Source organism: Aeribacillus sp. FSL k6-2211, assembly GCF_037966125.1.
Classification (GTDB): Bacteria; Bacillota; Bacilli; order Bacillales; family Aeribacillaceae; genus Aeribacillus; species Aeribacillus composti.
Genome location: NZ_CP150190.1, coordinates 3,601,424 through 3,617,626, shown reverse-complemented (window position 1 = coordinate 3,617,626; position 16,203 = coordinate 3,601,424). Strand labels below are relative to the sequence as shown.

The following is a 16,203-nucleotide window of genomic DNA, read 5'->3' as shown; positions in this document are numbered from 1 at the left end:
TTCAGGAATTGCCTCATGAAAGGACAGGAACTTTTAAAATTGTATTTTGATTATTTGTTGGCTAATCCATTCAACCAATTTTTGGTTGGAAATGGGTGTGTGAAAAGAGGTTCCGTTCAAACTATATAGAATATTTCTTGATTGATCACGATTGCTTTTTTCAATCAAATCGAACAATTCTTCTTTACTTAAATCAGCTTGATGAAAAAGAGAAAGAATTAAGGATTCATAGGACATGAATTGATAAAGTTGAATAAGGTCAAAAGTATGATCGATATTAATTAATTCCATTAACCTCTCATTGTTTAAAAATGTCCTAAAAGGTCCATAAATTCCCTTTTCATCTTCACTGACGATATAAACAGGACCGAAATACAAGCTCAATAATGCGAGGGAAAAAATAGTGATAAAACGTTCGCCGGCATTTTTTCCATTGGCAATAATACAACCAATTAATGTTTCTAGAGCAGCTTCAGAATGAGAATCGATTTCTTTAATGGAATCACGTATTGTTTGATTCGTTCTGACAGCTTCTAAAGATATGTTTTTCAATATATTGAATGCAGTTTCTTTTGTGCCAATCATATCCCTTAATAATTCAAATATGATTTCTAAATCTACTACATATATTTCATGCTCTGTAGAAAGAATTCGAAATAATTCATAATAGTATTGTTCAAATGCCTTTTCATCTGGTAAGTTTTTGGAGGCTTCCTCAAGGATGATGTCTGGAATAAGAATAAGTTTAGAAAATTGAAATCCCTTTTGTATTATGAAAGGATTACACACAGCATCCTTCCTTAGCTTTGACAGCATCATATTATCTATAATGTAAAGTGCTTGATTAGCGTATAGAGACTTTTTTAGGCTATCCAAATGAAATTGGATAAAAGGTTTTATGGGACGGATCTTAGGATTTTCGATAGCCTTCATTTTCACTTTCGCCCGCTGACTCTTTTCGCCAATCTAGCACTAATTGATATAATTTTTTATATTTATTGATAATGGATTGGTAATCTTCTTCATTTAGGTTATTCTCCGCTTTTGATATCAAGTTTTTATAATCGTCAATTTTAATTTTATTGCTGGCTGCAAATAAGGTACAGTCTATTTCATCAGGCAGGTTATTTTTATAATCATAATCAATAATATCTTTCGCTTCATCTATGGTAATGAATTGATTTTGAACCAGTTTTATTACGATTGCCTTATAAGGAACTTCAAAAACAGGAATTAAATGAACTGCAATATCGGCTAAACTAAGACTGTTATCCTTTTTCAAAAATGCATATTTCCGATTTAAAATATGATCATTAATAAGAATTTCACCTGCAAAAAGATTTGGCAGTCTCTCCTTTTCATCAAAAATACTATCTACCATAACAAAATTTTCTTCTTTTTTCTTAACTCTATCTTTATCAAAATAAAAGTGGTAGAACTCATGCGCCCACATAAAGTTCTCATAAATTTTAGGCTGTGCTGTATTGATTTGTATATAAAAATCCTGATTGTAATAAAAAACTAAACCGCCATAATCATAATTTTTAATGGGAAATTCTAATACGCGTGCATTTTCATATAAATAAGTTTTAATGAATTCTAAAGGCTTAGGGGCAATAAGAGGATCACCGGAAGACTTTAACATCTCAATTTTTGATTTCACTTCAGGCAAATAATCTCGGTTAAAATTGACTACTTGTTCTATATTCTCTTTATTGATCACGATGTTCTCCCCCAAACATAACTGGTGAATGAGACAAAGGTTTGAGAACATCAATCAATTCTACAAATTCTCTAAAAACTTTCATACCTTCTTTAAATGCTTCATTCACTTCTCCATTTAAAGAAAGTGCAGCAAAATCCATAAAATTTTGTTCTTCAATTTTTTCATTGACACCTTTAGGCAAATCCATTTCTTTACGATGAAAATAAAACGGATCTTTAATTCTAAACAGCTTTAACATTTTCTCCTCAAATTGATCAACATTTCCTTCACCTTTAAGAAATCTATAAAAAGCACCTTTACTTATTCCTAATCGATCTATAACCCAGCTATGTTTTACACCTTTCGCATCTAAATATTTCCTTATATTTTCTCCAATGATTTTTTTGGTCTCGCTCATCATCACACCTCCAAGTCTTTTGGTATTCATTTTATATACTTCTATATATTATTATACGCAATACGCGTAAAAAAGTACATTATGTTAGATAAAATAGTACGTGTTTTGAATACTTTTATAAGATGAAGATGGAAACCATAAAAAGTCCGTACTTCAGCTAAAGCTTCTCCATTCTGAAATGTATTATGAACGTCAATCGCTAATAGTATGAATCGTCTAACTGGACAACGAAATTAAGGTCAAGCAGATAGACCGCTAAATGATGCTGCACACCAATCATAAGTGATCTGTTCTAGAAACTTTACATGAGTGGAGGGCATGCCGGCTAGTTGTACAGATTATCTGAATTCCCGGCTTAGAGGCATACCCGTAGAGGATCCATGTCAAGTGGATGCAGTAGTTCTAAAACCTATTGATTTCTGCTTTCATTTCGACTGGTCGACGATCCGATGAAGAAATTGTGACGTTAGTCTTTAAAGAACAAGAACACCTCGAGGTTTTGCTCTAACGCGCTTCCCAAGCTGTAGAAGCCCTGCCCCAGATCATTACCGACATAGTGGACTTTATTACCAATAACCTGCCTGAGATTATCGCAATGGGCATCGAGCTTACAGTTCAGCTCGCGGCAGGATTAATTAAAGCGATTCCGCAGCTCGTAGCCTCGCTGTCGCAGATTATCGCGGCCATTGTCAGTAGTTTGGGAAAGGCCGTGGGCGCTGTATTTGAAATCGGTAAGAACATCGTAACCGGTCTGTGGGAAGGCATCAAGTCTCTCGCTTCGTGGCTCGACGAAAAGGTATCCGGCTTCTTCTCCGGCATCGTGGACGGCGCCAAAAGCCTGCTTAGTATCAATTCGTCCTCGAAGGTATTTGCTGGTATCGGCCAAAACATGGGCGAGGGATCGGCGTAAGCTTTACCGAGGCCATGTCCAGAGTGGAGAAGGAAATGCGAAAAGCCATCCCCATCGATTAGAGGACCCCTGGACTGGACTCGATTATTCTCCCGCACTTTAAGATACAAGGCATCTCAATTAAAAAAGGGTAATGAGTTTGTAGGGGCTTCATTCTAAATTCATGGACTATAGGGTCTAGTTTTTTGCAAAGGGCTGAAACAGTGGATTTCGAGAATTTCTTGCCACATAATTGTTCTGTAATTTTTTGTACTTTCCGAGTTGAAACACCGTTTACCACTATTTCCATCATAGCAAGCAATAATGCTTGTTCGCTACGCTGATAGCGTTCAAAGAGATCGGTACTAAATTTGCCATTACGATGCCGCGGTACGAGTAAGTGACAAATATGAAATTTTGTGTAAAATAATGGTAATATCTGGACGATATATATAATGAGGGTCAATTATTCTATGGGCTGGTGAATCCTCAAAAATAACATTTGAAAGGGGGTGCTCATATGAAAGCAAAGAGGTTAATCAGTTTATTGCTTGTGATGGTCGTAGTATTTTTCATGACAACAACCGCATTCGCCGCTTCGTCATCGAAAACATTCACCTCATCCTCTGGAACAATCGGTTCAATGAGTCTGTATCTTGACCCGGGTGAGAGTGGTTCCTCGTCTATTGCTACAATTAATGTCTCCGGATTACCGGCAGATGCGGTCATTACAAAGGTCGTTGCTGATTGTAACACGATGTCGTATTCTGGCGCAATCCTGTCAAACAGATTGTATATAACAACCAGTAACATTTCCGGATGGACATCGGCACCATGGGGATCTGGTAACAAAACAGAAATTTCTGCAGGATTGATTGGCACGCTTGCGAATGGCACATATCAACTTTACTATACGGGAACCAACGTCAGCAGTTTGTCTCCCGGTTATAAAACATATAAAAATATAAAGCTGACGGTGTACTACAACTACTAAACAACATCTTAAACCCGGATAGGTAAGTAGTGGTTATCTCCAGATATTTTCCAGCAAAGTATCAGGCGAAATCCTATGCAAAGGAGTGAATGGAAAATAAGTCGTATAAAACCATTAGATGTCAACTTAATCAATATATTGCTTGGAACAAAAATTGACAATAGGCTGCGGATGAATGGCTTTCCGTCCCCTGACTTTACCAGGTTCGATTTCTGCACGAAAACAGCCCCTGCCATGAGTGAAGAAGAATTCAGAGAGGCTATTATTGAACAGGCAAAAAAAGATGCCGCCAAAGGTATCTGTGGCGGTGAATCTGCGGGCTACAGAAATCTTATGAAAAGCTATATTTCCGTTGCGTCTCCAGATAGAAAAGGTATTATCGCAAAAGCATCCCAAAGTTTTGCCGGCAAAGGCCGAATATCCTTTGTGGAGTTCAAAGATGCAGGTAATAATGTCATTGCCCATTATTCACAAAATAATGGTTGGACAATGGTGATGACAAAAGCAGAAATGGCACGAACTAGTGAGTTTAGCGCAATATACGTTGAAGCATGGCGCGAGGCATATTATGGGAAAGGCAATACTATCGATGGTGCTACCATCTCATCGGGAAGTACATTCAGCGTATCTGTTTAATCTCACCAGTTTCTATTCAATTTTCGAGCTGGGTGTCCGATAAGTCCCTAAAATGAAGCAAGTGGAGAAAAACAATGCGTTTCTCTCCACTTGCTTTTATATTTTTTCGATTTTTATCTGAAAGTAGCTGGCGGATGCCGGCTACTTTCAGGAAGTTGTGGGCTAATGCCACTATCCTGGCCTCTTTTACATCAATTCGATTAATGAATTGATGCAGCATTTCTGGTGTTCATTCATTAGGTATATAATAACAAAGACAACTGATAAGTGAAGGAGTTCAAAAAAATGAAACATTTTTTTTGAAAATTATTTAAGAAGAAAATTTGCGTGATAATGTCAAAGAAATACTATAAGTATGTGTCTTAATCTATAAAATCATTTTTAATGTCTTGTTATGTATAAAATACCTATTGCAAATCTAATAGGAATTGCTTATAATTTACTGTACAGAATATAGTATATTGTTTTTTAAGGAAGATAGAGTATGTGGGAAAAATTTTATTCTAAAAATGGTTTAGCAGCAAAAAACATTGCCAAAGAATTGATAAAATTAAAAGTTGGAGATAAAATTCCTCGTATCTCTGACTACTGCGCCCAACTATCCATTGGCAGGGGAACTGTACAAAGTGCATTAAATTTATTGGTGGAAATGAAAGCGATTAAATTGGAGGCCAGAGGCCATTTAGGCACGTATCTAATTAGCAAGGACAACAATTTATTGCTTGAGATTGCCGGTATCGCCCCATTAATTGGCTCTATGCCGCTTCCATATTCAAGGAAATATGAAGGATTAGCGACAGGAATAGTGGAAGCATTTGAATCAACCGGAAAAACAATAAACTTAATTTATATGCGCGGCGGGTTGAATCGAATTGAGGCGGTTCGGACAAAGAGAAGTGATTTTGCAATTGTTTCTAAGATGACAGCAGATAATATCATTTCAGAATATCCAAATTTAAAAATTTTCAAGAAATTTGGAGCTAACAGTTATGTATCCGCTCATAAGATTTTCTTAGCTGATTCAGATCATCATGTAACTAATGATAAATTAAGAGTTGGCGTGGATATGGAGTCTCCAGATCAGATGCAGCTGACATTTGCTGAATTTGAAAACAGGAATGTCGAATATGTCAATGTCAATTATATGCAGTTATTCGATATGCTTAATTCAAAACAAATTGATGTAGCTGTTTGGAATGTCGATGACAAAAGAATGAATCAAACATTTCAAGCAATCGATTTTCAATCAGCGAAAGCGAAGAAAATTTCCCGAGACACAACAGAAGCTGTTATTGTGATTGATGGTGATAGAGAACAAGAAATAGCAGAAAAGTGGGATTCAGTTGATATTCAAAAAATACTGGACATACAAAAAAGTGTTGAAAAGGGGGAAAAAATACCACGCTATTAAAACATTAATTTATCATTTACGGGATTAAAGATATTATCCGAAAATCAAACAGTATAAGACACTATAAAAATTTGCGTTTTATACAAGACACAAAATTTTTTAAAACAAAATACTAAATACAGTATATTGGAGGTTAAAGAAAAAGTGAATAGCATTCAAGTGAAAGAAAAGTTAACTATTTTATTAACAAGCAGTGTGATTACACAAAAAGCTTTTCATGTAACTTTAAATACATTTGATTACTTATCAAAAAAATTCAAAAAGGAGGTAATTGACAACTCGGAAATGTTTTGGACACATATGTCAATGGCTTTAACTAGAATGGAAAGGGGTGAATGCGAAGATGGTCCTTCCAATACAATCATGAATGAAGTGAATGAGACGCCTTATAAAGAGGATATAGAAGAAATTATAAACCATATAAATTCACTGGTTGGCCAAGAACTCCCTGAAGGAGAGCGTGTCTATTTTTATCTGCATCTTCATCGAGTTATTGAATCAAATAAATAGGAGGGGTTTTTCTATGGTGAGAATTGTAATAGGTGGACAGTTGAATAAACAAGCAATTGAAAAGCAAGTGAAAGAAATCGGAGGAAATAATGTAGAAGTATCCGTTAAAAGTGATTTGGAAGCAGTTATGGCTGTCAAAAACAAAAAAGCTGACTATTATATTGGTGCCTGTGAAACCGGATCAGGTGGAGCGCTTGCAATGGCAATTGCATTATTAGGCAAAGATAAATGCGTTACTTTGGCATCTCCAAGTACCATAAAAACCAAGGAAGAAATCGAAAAGGAAGTGAATGATGGCAAAATTGCATTTGGATTTACGGCATCATCTTCAAAAAATATATTGAATATACTAATTCCTGCTTTATTAAAATAATCAGCTTTCGCAGTTTTATATTTTCTAAACATTTGATGGAACTCACTTCAATCCCTGTAAAAATGCAAATTGTTTTTTTGGAACATGTGATTAATAAAAAGAAAGACACCTTTTTCTTTTGGGGAAAATATGGGTGACGAAACTTTTAACAAAAGAAAAAAGGTGTCATTTAAATGGTAATGAAAGAAACCTGCTTTACGCAATTACCAAAAGAAATTTCATAGTTAAATATATCATCTAAGAGAGGCTAATATCAAGAAATATATAGGCTATTCCTGTTTGTGAACCGATTTTTTCCAGTGTTTCAAAATAAAAATCAGCGTAAAAAAGATACTATTTATCGTTTTTTACGTTCACTAACATTCTTTTTGTCCGCAGTTCTGTGAACACAGTGAATGGCTTGCACTTTTAAGTGCTGATACAGCCTTGCCCAAATCATCCAATATGAAGTATTTTTTAAATCCGTATCCCTTAAAACCTAGGCAAGCAGCTGCAAGGCCGCTTTTATGACAAGTTGATGATTGATACAATCACTGTTTTTACATGATTTTGATGGATGATATCGGAAGAAGATCCGTTGGCAAACCTTTTGATAGTTTTGCGAAGATGTGCGAGACAAGGATGACATAAACGTTTTACATACACTGATCGATCCTTGTCAAGCACTTGCCAACAAGAAGTTTTTTGGATTGGGGCATTTTGAAAAATCAAATGAAGAAAAGGGTGGCATTTTCTACCTAATCATATCGGACAATGTCTAACAATGTGCGAAAGTTGAGTATAAAAAATGAATAAACAGAGGTGAGTAGAATGGATTTGAATCTCATTCAATGTATTGTCATAGTTGCTGTCGGTGCGTTAGGTTCTATTCTCGTAAACCGCGGGGTAGCGGTGTTTAATGACGGGTTGCGTCCCATTATGCCTGAATACCTTGAAAATCGAATGACAAGAGGAGAACTGGCTGCAACCAGTTTTGCATTGAGTTTTGGATTAATAGTCGGCTTCGGCATCCCTCTTTCTATAGGAGCTACGATTATTATTGGCCATAGTATTTTATTAGCGTGCGACATAATTGGTATTTGGACTCCAGATAATAAAATAGGAATGGTTACAGCCGGAGTTCTCGGTGCTGTTTATAGTATAGGAATAGTGTTAGGTTTGCAATTTGTCGTAGATTTATTTAACATGCTTCCAGTAAATTTCATAGATTCTTTAAGTCTTATCGGTAATCCGATTATTATTGCATTTACAGTATTTCCTGCTATTGCCGTTGGGTATCAGCACGGTTTAAAAAAAGCTGCTGTCACGGCGATTGTCACTTTAGCCTCCTTTTTGTTATTCGAAAAGTTTGGAACATTTAAAGTCGCAGGATACGATATTTCCCTTAGCCCTGAAGGAATGGCGTTATTAATAGGAATGTTAATGATGGTTTATTATGCCTCTAGAGTTAAAGGCGGAGAGGATACTACAAATGCCGATTTAGTAAATATTTTTAATGAACGTGTAAATCGAATTAAGAAGAATCGCTGGTTATTAGCTTTAATGGGTGGACTTGTTTCTTTAACATCTTCCATGTTGATTTTAGCAGTTGATGCAATGCCTCAAGCATTGATTAATAAAGGTCTTTATACAGAGGCAGCCATTGCTACATTTGCACGTGCGATCGGATTTATTCCTTTAGTTTTTTCAACTGCCATTGTAACGGGGGTTTATGGTTTAGCTGGTACGACATTAGTATTTGCAGTCGGTCTTATTTTCAGAGATATACCGATTTTGGCATTTGTGTTGGGTGCTTTAGTCATGTACTTGGAGGTCATATCATTATCAGCAGTATCAAAAAGTATGGATAAATTGCCTGGCGTACGCGAGATGGGAGAGCATATTCGAACTTCGCTGGCAGATGTTCTCGGAATTGCGATATTAATCGGCAGTGCAATGGCAGCGGAAAAAATTGCTCCAGGAATCGGGTTCTTTTGGGTCATTGGATTTTATTTAATCAACCGGATGGCATCAAAACCACTTGTTGAATTGGCTGTTGGGCCAATAGCGGTCATATTATTGGGGATCATCGTTAATCTTCTTTACGCAGTTGGTTTATGGCAGGTTGGTTAAATACAATGGCATCTCTCCAATCTCATTTTGGGATTGGAGAGATGTTCACTTGAAATTATTAAAAAAGGGGAAAGTATCTAATGTTGAAAAAAGGGATTACCTATATGCATGAGCATACAACCATTGACCTTTCTGAAGTAAAAAATAATGAGGATTGCCGGTTGGACGTATTTCCTGAAACTGTCAAAGAATTTAAAAAATTATATGAAAAGGGTGTACGTAATATTATTGATGTAACCAATATCGGAATGGGGAGAAGTATTACATACGTCCAAAAGGTTTCAGAAGAAAGCGGGATTAATATTATTTTCGCTACTGGTTTCTATCAAGATTCTTTTTACCCGATTCAAGTATTTCGGGAAACAAAAGAAAAGCTGGCAGAAAGAATGATAAAGGAAATTGTCGAAGGAATAAAAGGAACAGATGCAAAAGCTGAAATTATTGGTGAAATTGGAACAAGTTATAATAAATGGACAGAAGCTGAGAAAAAAGTGTTTGAAGCAGTTGTCATCGCTCATAAGGAAACGAAAAAACCAATTTCTACACATACTTCTATCGGAACGTTAGGACATGAACAAGTGGAATTCTTTAAAAAGCATGAAGTAGATTTAAATCGAGTGGTCATAGGACATGTTGATTTAACAGGAGACGCCGATTATGTATTAAAAATGCTAAGAGAAGGAGTATATGTAGAATTTGACACAATAGGAAAAGAAAGTTACATGCCGGATCGCGTTCGAGCAGAAATGTTGAAAAAAATACAGGATAAAGGGTATATCGACAAAGTACTATTATCTATGGATATTACTAGAAAATCACATCTCGAATATAAAGGTGGATTAGGGTATTCCTATTTACTGGACACATTTGTCCCCCTTTTGCAATCTTATGGGATTACAAGTGAATCAATCGATAAAATGTTGATTCATAACCCACGTGCTTTTATGGAAGGGTAAGGTGAATGATATGGAAACTTATCCGCTAAAGAGTATTTCTATTGAAGAAGCTAAGCGCAGACAGTTTAAGCTCGTTGATGTCATTACAAGGCATTTTCGCGGCGATGAAATGATTTCGCTTGGTGATCTAGGTGTTGTAAGAGGCATTAATAAACCAAAATTTACAAAAAAAGTAGAAGAAACATTAGCTGACTTCTTTGGCGTAGAGAAGGCATTATTGGTGCGCGGCGCTGGAACAGGTGCATTGAGGTTTGGTTTTATGAGTTTTTTGCAGCCGGGTGATCAGCTCCTTGTACATGATGCACCTATATATCCAACAAGCAAAACAACTTTAGAATCAATGGGGATAATGCCGATATATGCGGATTTTCACAATCATGAAGAAATCAAAAATACAATCAGGCAAAATCCAAAACTAAAAGGCGCATTGATTCAGCATACTAGGCAAAAAATTGATGATCATTATGATTTGGCTGAAACAATAAAAATAATACGTTCGGCTGATCCGGCTCTAATTATAATAACAGATGACAATTATGCTGCAATGAAAGTAGAAAATATTGGGGTGCAAGTGGGAGCGGATTTGTCCACCTTCTCAATGTTTAAGCTATTAGGTCCAGAAGGTGTTGGAATCATATTAGGGAAAAAGGATTTAATCAAGGAAATAGAAAAAATGAATTATTCCGGAGGAAGCCAAGTTCAAGGCTATGAAGCTTTGGAAGCATTAAGAGGTCTTGTATATGCTCCCGTTATGTTGGCTATACAAGCAAGCGTGAATGATCAATTAGTCCATGCCCTTAATAATGGAGCAGTAAAGGGTGTGAAAAGGGCTTATTTAGCCAATGCACAATCAAAAGTTTTACTTGTGGAATTTACTGAACCAATCGCAGAAGAAGTACTTTATCATGCCAATGAATTAGGGGCGGCACCCAATCCGGTCGGCGCCGAATCAAAATACGAAGTTGTGCCAATGTTTTATAGAGTTTCCGGCACTTTCTTATCGTCAGATCCAACATTAGCCAAAAAAATGATACGTATTAATCCATTAAGAAGCGGAGCGGAAACAATTTTAAGAATACTAGAGGAATCCATTCATCGGGCAACCGAAAATCATAAGGAAATATAGTAAAGGGGGATCAAAAATGAACAAAAGAGTCATTATTATTATATTGGACAGCTTAGGTGTCGGTTATATGGAAGATGCCAAAGACTATCACCCTTTAGATGTCGGCGCCAATACTTTTTATCATATTATTGATGCAGTGCCATCATTGAAAATTCCAAACTTTGAAAGATTGGGCATCAATAAAATTTTACATCATCCGAAATTAAAAAATGTTGATAATATTGCCAGTTACGGTGTTTTGAACCTTATGCATCAAGGAGCAGACAGTTTTGAAGGGCATAATGAAATTATGGGAACAAAACCAAAAAAAGCGTATTTAGCTCCTTTTGTTGAAAATATGGATCAAGTAAAACGTGCTCTAGAAAAAGAAGGATATAAAGTAACGATCCCAAATCCTGAATTGCCGTATCTATTAGTCAATGATTTAGTCATCGTCGCTGATAATATCGAAACTGATTACGGCCAAATTTATAATGTGAGTGCTCCGCTAGATTATATTCCGTTTGAAGAAGTATTAAAAATAGGGCAATGTGTGCGCAAAAATGTTAAAGTCAATCGTGTGATTGTCCTTGGTGGCGAAAATGTAACACCCGAACACTTGCAACGATCAGTAGAAAGACGGGAAGATGGATTAGTAGGGGTGAATTCACCTAAATCAAATGTATATAAACAAGGGTATCAAGTACGTCATTTAGGTTTTGGCATCTCTCCTGAATTTCAGCTGCCAACATTGGCGAAAAAAAGCGGAATGGAAGTTTCTCTTATTGGAAAAATGCAGGATGTCATTTATTGTGAAGGCGCCAATAGATTTCCGGGTGTCGATACGGAACAAGTAATGAAGGATATTTTACATGAAATGGACAATGTAAAACATGGAGTAATTGCTGCAACAGTACAAGAAACAGATTTGGCCGGACATGCACAGAATCCAGCCCGCTATGCGGATCGTATTGAAGTGGTCGATAGATATTTGCCGGAAATACTGGAAAAAATGACAGAACAGGACCTGTTGATTATGAGTGCGGATCATGGGAATGATCCTACGATTGGCCATAATCAACATACAAGAGAGAAAACGTATCTGTTAGTTTATCATAAACAAATATCCCCCGTTAAAATTGGAGAAAGAAAGACACTATCAGATATCGCTGCAACTTCTGCAGAGTATCTTGGACTTAATAAAACTGAAAACGGAACTTCATTCCTTCAAATATTGCAAAAAGGAAAGAGGAGACTGACGGATGTTTTTACAATCGACAATAATGCATAACAAAAAATTAATAGAAGCTGCATTGGACTTTCATCAGCAAGGAATTATCCCACCCAATACTTATGTAATAGATCTTGATACAGTAAAGAGGAATGCTAAAGCTTTATCTGAAAAAGCCAAAAAACAGGATATTGAACTATTTTTTATGACAAAACAATTTGGCCGCAATCCGTTGGTGGCGCAAGCTATTGTTGAATCAGGGATTGAGAAGGCAGTCGCCGTAGATCCATGGGAGGCCATGACTCTTAGTAAAAATGGCATTCAGATTGGCCATGTTGGACACCTCGTTCAAATACCTGTCCATATGATATCAACAATATTAAATCTTAATCCTGATTATGTTACAGTTTTTAGTTATGAAAATGCTCGAAATATAAGCAGAATTGCTCAACAGATGGGAAAAAAACAAAAAGTCTTTTTGCGCATTGCAAACAAAGACGATTATATATATAACGGTCAAGAAGGTGGATTCACATTTGAACAGTTAGTGAAAGATATTGAATCTATGGAAAAATTGGAAGGCATTGAAATAGCCGGTTTAACAAGTTTTCCTTGTATATTGATTCAAGATGATGTTCCAACCATTACCCCGAATGTCAAATCCATGCAGACTGCAAAATTGTTTTTAATGAATAGAGGATATGAAAAGCTTGAGATGAATATGCCAAGTGCCACTTCTACCGCAACAATGAAATTATTAAAGGAAAATGGTGCAACACAAGGAGAACCCGGTCATGCATTAATTGGAACGACTCCATTGCATGCTTCACAAAACTTGGAAGAAAAACCTGCGATGGTATATGTATCGGAGGTATCCCATTTATATAATAATCATGCATATGTTTTTGGCGGCGGATTTTATCCACGTTCACATATGAAGGAAGCATTAGTTGGAACAAATAGACAAAATCTAAAGCGGGTTCCTACAATTGATAATGCTCCGACTAATATTGATTATTACGGCTCATTGGCGACAGACGGAGTACGAGTGGGAGATACGGTCATATATGCCTTTCGCACACAAGTATTTGTTACAAATGCCCATGTTGCCGTCTTAAAGAATATTTCCGCCAATCCTGAACTTGTAGGAATTTATGATTCTATGGGGAATTTAATCAATTGATCCAATAAAAATGATCATTTTTACTGCAAGAGCATGGTTGTTAATGGAAATTTTGGAGGAGATTTTAAATGTATCGAGCTGTCTTTCTGGATATAGACGGGACAATTTTGAATTCTAAAAATCAGCTTGAAGATGAAACCATAGAATCTATTCATAAAGTGCAAAAGAAGGGGATTATCGTTGGTTTGGCTTCAGGCAGGTCTTTAGAAGCCTCAAAAATTTATGGTGATAAATTACAGTGTTGGCTTTATGCTGCTTATAACGGCAGCCTTGTATTTTTAAATAATAAGATCATTCATGATGTAAAAATATCATCAAAAGTTGCCTATGATCTTTGCAGCCAAACTTATCAATATGGCGGCAAGTATATTCACTTTTCGTACAGTACCTCACGATCTAATCAGCCTTTATATGAAGAACATTTACTGCCATTTGCAAAAAAGACAAATTTAGAGGATACGGATTGCGAAGCGCACCGATTAACTTTATATATAAATTCTGAACAACGTAAAGTTCTTAAAGAGAAAGTGCTGGAGGATTATGTTTTTGAAGAAGGAGATCGACTCGAGGTATATCCAAAAGGTTCTAAATGGACCGGTATTCAATCTGCCATTCAACAATTGAATATATTGCCTGAAGAAGTGATTGCAATCGGTAATGGGATAAATGATGTCGAAATGTTGGAATCATCTGGATTAGGAATCGCGATGGGAAATGCAACTGATTATGTAAAAAGTAAAGCAAACATGATTGTTGAAGATAATGATCATTATGGAGTAGCAAGAGCACTAAGAACGATTTTTAAAATATAAAATATTTTGTTCCAGAGTAAAGATTCCCATAATGATTTTGTAGAAAGGTGAAATGACGTGGAAATTATTAAAGTAAAAGATTATGAAGAAATGAGTGAGAAAGCAGCTAATATAGTCATAGAGCATATGAAAAGTTTGAAAAGACCAGTCATTGGTTTTGCAACAGGTTCAACTCCAATTGGTTTATATAATTGTTTGGTCAAAAAATATCAACAAAAGGAAGTTTCATTTAAACATGCAACTACTTTTAATTTAGATGAATACGTTGGGCTGCCTAAAGAAAATAAGAATAGTTACCACTATTATATGCATGAAAATTTATTCCAACATGTTGATATTCAACCGGAAAATGTTCATATTCCTAATGGAATGGCTGAAGATTTGGAACAAGAGTGTATGACTTATGACAGATTAATTTCTAAAAATAAAATTGATATACAAATATTAGGACTGGGATTAAACGGCCATATTGGTTTTAATGAGCCAGGGACCAGCTTTAAAAGCAGAACGCATATTGTTAAACTGGATCAATCAACGCGAAAAGCAAATGCTAGATTCTTTCAGTCGATCGACGAAGTACCAACGAAAGCAATTACGATGGGAATTGAAACGATCATGGAAAGTAAGAAAATCTTGCTGCTTGTTTCTGGTAAAAAGAAAGCGGACGCCCTTGCAAGGCTATTGGGTAACAGTGATATTTCTGAAGAGTTTCCTGCTTCAATTTTAAGACAGCATAATGATGTGACAGTGATCGCAGATGAAGAGGCCTTGAAAAAAATAAATGAATAATATTTATTGTCTATTTTTAAGCTCCTTTTTTGCGAAAATAAATTCAGGGGTAGACTGTGACTTTTGGGTTTCAAATCAAGGCGTAAGAGAAAAGATGTAATTGAAAAAAACTGCCGAAAATACGGCTTCACGTATAAACATTTTGTTCGTGTATTTACATGTAATTCTTTGTAAGGCTCTTTATTGAATAAGCAATCGATAAACAATGGAAAGCATTCATCGTCCAATAGCGATGAGTGCTTTTTTCCCTTTTGAGCTATCCATGACAATATTTGCAAAATACATGATATTTCCAATTTCTTGATTCTTACCAAGCTGTTGATCATAATGGATTGCCTTTTTACTGATCGAATACTCTAGCTGCAATAAGATTTTTTTCTTCGCGGATTCGTATAAAAGTAAAAAAAGAAAAAGGGTATGGATTATCTTGAAGCTATATATTCAAATGAGGAAAGCAGATTGAAGACATATTTGCAAGACTATGAAGTAAACGAGTAAATACAAGGCCAAAGTCTTGTTGTATTGGGCGGTATTCATGAATAAACTAGATTTTTTCTTGCAAGCTGTTATTCCAAAAGTGGATGGATTAACCGAAAAGATAAAATCGGAAAAACCCCTCTATCCACGGCATGCTATTTCGGATATGTGGATATATCGAGGGTTTTGTTGAATAACGGTGCAAAAATAAATGAAATATGCATGGATCAAGCATATAACGGATGGGATGGTCATATACAGATTGGTACATTGAACCTCTCCGAGAGTATGGTTGGATCAATCTATATTTGGATGATTTATCGGACATTCCGATTGGCTTAATAGGTGTGGGAACAATGAATAAGCCATTTCATAAATCAAGAAACAACATGTGCATATTCTTTCGTTGGATCATGATTTGGGAACAGATGAAAAAGGAAATTTGCGAAGAATCGGTTATAATTTGGTTAAATATATTTGTGAAAAAGGTATAAGACCTGAAAACAGAATTTACATTAAATGTCGTGGAAAAGGAAAACATGTATCAAACCTTACTGGCCGCACAAAGAAGAGGGTTCATTGACAAGGATATTGAAATTTAT

18 protein-coding genes and 1 pseudogene are annotated in these 16,203 nt (G+C 35.9%); 14 read left to right on the top strand and 5 right to left on the bottom strand.

The window, feature by feature from the left end:
• Positions 1 to 33 precede the first annotated feature (33 nt).
• The 3 genes from NSU19_RS17435 to NSU19_RS17425 form a co-directional block, all read right to left on the bottom strand.
• Complete coding sequence (locus NSU19_RS17435) at positions 34 to 789, bottom strand: hypothetical protein (RefSeq protein ID WP_339197668.1); 756 nt, start codon at positions 787 to 789, stop codon at positions 34 to 36.
• A gap of 121 nt (positions 790 to 910) precedes the next feature.
• The gene (locus NSU19_RS17430; RefSeq protein WP_339197666.1) at positions 911 to 1,723 is read right to left on the bottom strand and encodes an ImmA/IrrE family metallo-endopeptidase; all 813 of its coding nucleotides are present in this window, start codon (positions 1,721 to 1,723) and stop codon (positions 911 to 913) included.
• Positions 1,713 to 2,153 (bottom strand): hypothetical protein, encoded by a 441-nt coding sequence (locus tag NSU19_RS17425; RefSeq protein ID WP_339193423.1) that lies wholly within the window; start codon positions 2,151 to 2,153, stop codon positions 1,713 to 1,715. Before NSU19_RS17425 ends, NSU19_RS17430 begins: the two co-directional genes overlap by 11 nt.
• Before the next feature lie 565 nt (positions 2,154 to 2,718).
• On the opposite strand from NSU19_RS17425, the gene NSU19_RS17420 reads away from it, so the two are divergent.
• Positions 2,719 to 3,033: a hypothetical protein gene (locus NSU19_RS17420; RefSeq protein ID WP_339195866.1), complete on the top strand. Its 315-nt coding sequence runs from the start codon at positions 2,719 to 2,721 to the stop codon at positions 3,031 to 3,033.
• 56 nt (positions 3,034 to 3,089) lie between these two features.
• Here the strand turns inward: NSU19_RS17420 and NSU19_RS17415 are convergent.
• A pseudogene (locus tag NSU19_RS17415) lies at positions 3,090 to 3,406 on the bottom strand (transposase); the annotation flags it as partial.
• 126 nt (positions 3,407 to 3,532) lie between these two features.
• Here NSU19_RS17415 and NSU19_RS17410 point away from each other — a divergent pair.
• A complete protein-coding gene (locus NSU19_RS17410) occupies positions 3,533 to 4,006 on the top strand; it encodes a hypothetical protein (RefSeq protein ID WP_094244402.1) in 474 nt (157 codons plus the stop codon).
• Positions 4,007 to 4,081: 75 nt separating this feature from the next.
• On the top strand, positions 4,082 to 4,642 hold the full coding sequence (locus NSU19_RS17405) for a hypothetical protein (RefSeq protein WP_339197664.1): 561 nt from the start codon (positions 4,082 to 4,084) through the stop codon (positions 4,640 to 4,642).
• A gap of 16 nt (positions 4,643 to 4,658) precedes the next feature.
• Here NSU19_RS17405 and NSU19_RS17400 read toward each other — a convergent pair whose 3' ends face one another.
• Positions 4,659 to 4,814: a hypothetical protein gene (locus tag NSU19_RS17400; protein ID WP_339197662.1), complete on the bottom strand. Its 156-nt coding sequence runs from the start codon at positions 4,812 to 4,814 to the stop codon at positions 4,659 to 4,661.
• Positions 4,815 to 5,126: 312 nt separating this feature from the next.
• On the opposite strand from NSU19_RS17400, the gene yhfZ reads away from it, so the two are divergent.
• The 11 genes from yhfZ (at position 5,127) to NSU19_RS17345 (ending at position 16,184) form a co-directional block, all read left to right on the top strand.
• The gene (yhfZ, locus tag NSU19_RS17395) at positions 5,127 to 6,053 is read left to right on the top strand and encodes a GntR family transcriptional regulator YhfZ (RefSeq protein WP_339193422.1); all 927 of its coding nucleotides are present in this window, start codon (positions 5,127 to 5,129) and stop codon (positions 6,051 to 6,053) included.
• Positions 6,054 to 6,197: 144 nt separating this feature from the next.
• Positions 6,198 to 6,563, top strand: coding sequence for a PRD domain-containing protein (locus NSU19_RS17390; protein ID WP_063388787.1), 366 nt, complete (start codon positions 6,198 to 6,200; stop codon positions 6,561 to 6,563).
• Positions 6,564 to 6,576: 13 nt separating this feature from the next.
• Positions 6,577 to 6,936 (top strand): DUF2620 domain-containing protein, encoded by a 360-nt coding sequence (locus tag NSU19_RS17385; protein WP_063388786.1) that lies wholly within the window; start codon positions 6,577 to 6,579, stop codon positions 6,934 to 6,936.
• 810 nt (positions 6,937 to 7,746) lie between these two features.
• The gene (locus NSU19_RS17380) at positions 7,747 to 9,048 is read left to right on the top strand and encodes a YhfT family protein (protein WP_063388785.1); all 1,302 of its coding nucleotides are present in this window, start codon (positions 7,747 to 7,749) and stop codon (positions 9,046 to 9,048) included.
• 80 nt (positions 9,049 to 9,128) lie between these two features.
• Positions 9,129 to 10,004 (top strand): TatD family hydrolase, encoded by an 876-nt coding sequence (locus NSU19_RS17375; protein ID WP_063388784.1) that lies wholly within the window; start codon positions 9,129 to 9,131, stop codon positions 10,002 to 10,004.
• 10 nt (positions 10,005 to 10,014) lie between these two features.
• Entirely contained in the window at positions 10,015 to 11,130 is a 1,116-nt protein-coding gene (locus NSU19_RS17370) for an aminotransferase class V-fold PLP-dependent enzyme (RefSeq protein WP_339197660.1), read from the top strand.
• 16 nt (positions 11,131 to 11,146) lie between these two features.
• A complete protein-coding gene (locus NSU19_RS17365; RefSeq protein WP_117017197.1) occupies positions 11,147 to 12,400 on the top strand; it encodes a phosphopentomutase in 1,254 nt (417 codons plus the stop codon).
• Positions 12,372 to 13,523 carry a YhfX family PLP-dependent enzyme gene (locus NSU19_RS17360; RefSeq protein ID WP_066250150.1) on the top strand — a complete coding sequence of 384 codons (1,152 nt, stop codon included), beginning with the start codon at positions 12,372 to 12,374 and terminating at the stop codon, positions 13,521 to 13,523. The genes NSU19_RS17365 and NSU19_RS17360 overlap by 29 nt, the downstream gene beginning before the upstream one ends.
• Before the next feature lie 68 nt (positions 13,524 to 13,591).
• Complete coding sequence (locus tag NSU19_RS17355) at positions 13,592 to 14,335, top strand: HAD family hydrolase (RefSeq protein ID WP_339197657.1); 744 nt, start codon at positions 13,592 to 13,594, stop codon at positions 14,333 to 14,335.
• 57 nt (positions 14,336 to 14,392) lie between these two features.
• Complete coding sequence (nagB, locus tag NSU19_RS17350) at positions 14,393 to 15,124, top strand: glucosamine-6-phosphate deaminase (RefSeq protein ID WP_339197655.1); 732 nt, start codon at positions 14,393 to 14,395, stop codon at positions 15,122 to 15,124.
• An 868-nt stretch (positions 15,125 to 15,992) separates the two neighbouring features.
• The gene (locus NSU19_RS17345) at positions 15,993 to 16,184 is read left to right on the top strand and encodes a cyclic-phosphate processing receiver domain-containing protein (protein WP_314736878.1); all 192 of its coding nucleotides are present in this window, start codon (positions 15,993 to 15,995) and stop codon (positions 16,182 to 16,184) included.
• The last annotated feature ends 19 nt before the right edge of the window (positions 16,185 to 16,203 follow it).

Excerpts from the sequence above, each read along its gene's own strand:
- NSU19_RS17375 (WP_063388784.1), top strand. The coding sequence starts at position 9,129 with ATGTTGAAAAAAGGGATTACCTATATGCATGAGCATACAACCATTGAC.
- NSU19_RS17360 (WP_066250150.1), top strand. The coding sequence starts at position 12,372 with ATGTTTTTACAATCGACAATAATGCATAACAAAAAATTAATAGAAGCT.
- NSU19_RS17405 (WP_339197664.1), top strand. The coding sequence starts at position 4,082 with ATGCAAAGGAGTGAATGGAAAATAAGTCGTATAAAACCATTAGATGTC.
- yhfZ (WP_339193422.1), top strand. The coding sequence starts at position 5,127 with ATGTGGGAAAAATTTTATTCTAAAAATGGTTTAGCAGCAAAAAACATT.
- NSU19_RS17380 (WP_063388785.1), top strand. The coding sequence starts at position 7,747 with ATGGATTTGAATCTCATTCAATGTATTGTCATAGTTGCTGTCGGTGCG.
- NSU19_RS17420 (WP_339195866.1), top strand. The coding sequence starts at position 2,719 with ATGGGCATCGAGCTTACAGTTCAGCTCGCGGCAGGATTAATTAAAGCG.
- NSU19_RS17355 (WP_339197657.1), top strand. The coding sequence starts at position 13,592 with ATGTATCGAGCTGTCTTTCTGGATATAGACGGGACAATTTTGAATTCT.
- NSU19_RS17425 (WP_339193423.1), bottom strand. The coding sequence starts at position 2,153 with ATGAATACCAAAAGACTTGGAGGTGTGATGATGAGCGAGACCAAAAAA.
- NSU19_RS17370 (WP_339197660.1), top strand. The coding sequence starts at position 10,015 with ATGGAAACTTATCCGCTAAAGAGTATTTCTATTGAAGAAGCTAAGCGC.
- NSU19_RS17410 (WP_094244402.1), top strand. The coding sequence starts at position 3,533 with ATGAAAGCAAAGAGGTTAATCAGTTTATTGCTTGTGATGGTCGTAGTA.
- NSU19_RS17365 (WP_117017197.1), top strand. The coding sequence starts at position 11,147 with ATGAACAAAAGAGTCATTATTATTATATTGGACAGCTTAGGTGTCGGT.
- NSU19_RS17385 (WP_063388786.1), top strand. The coding sequence starts at position 6,577 with ATGGTGAGAATTGTAATAGGTGGACAGTTGAATAAACAAGCAATTGAA.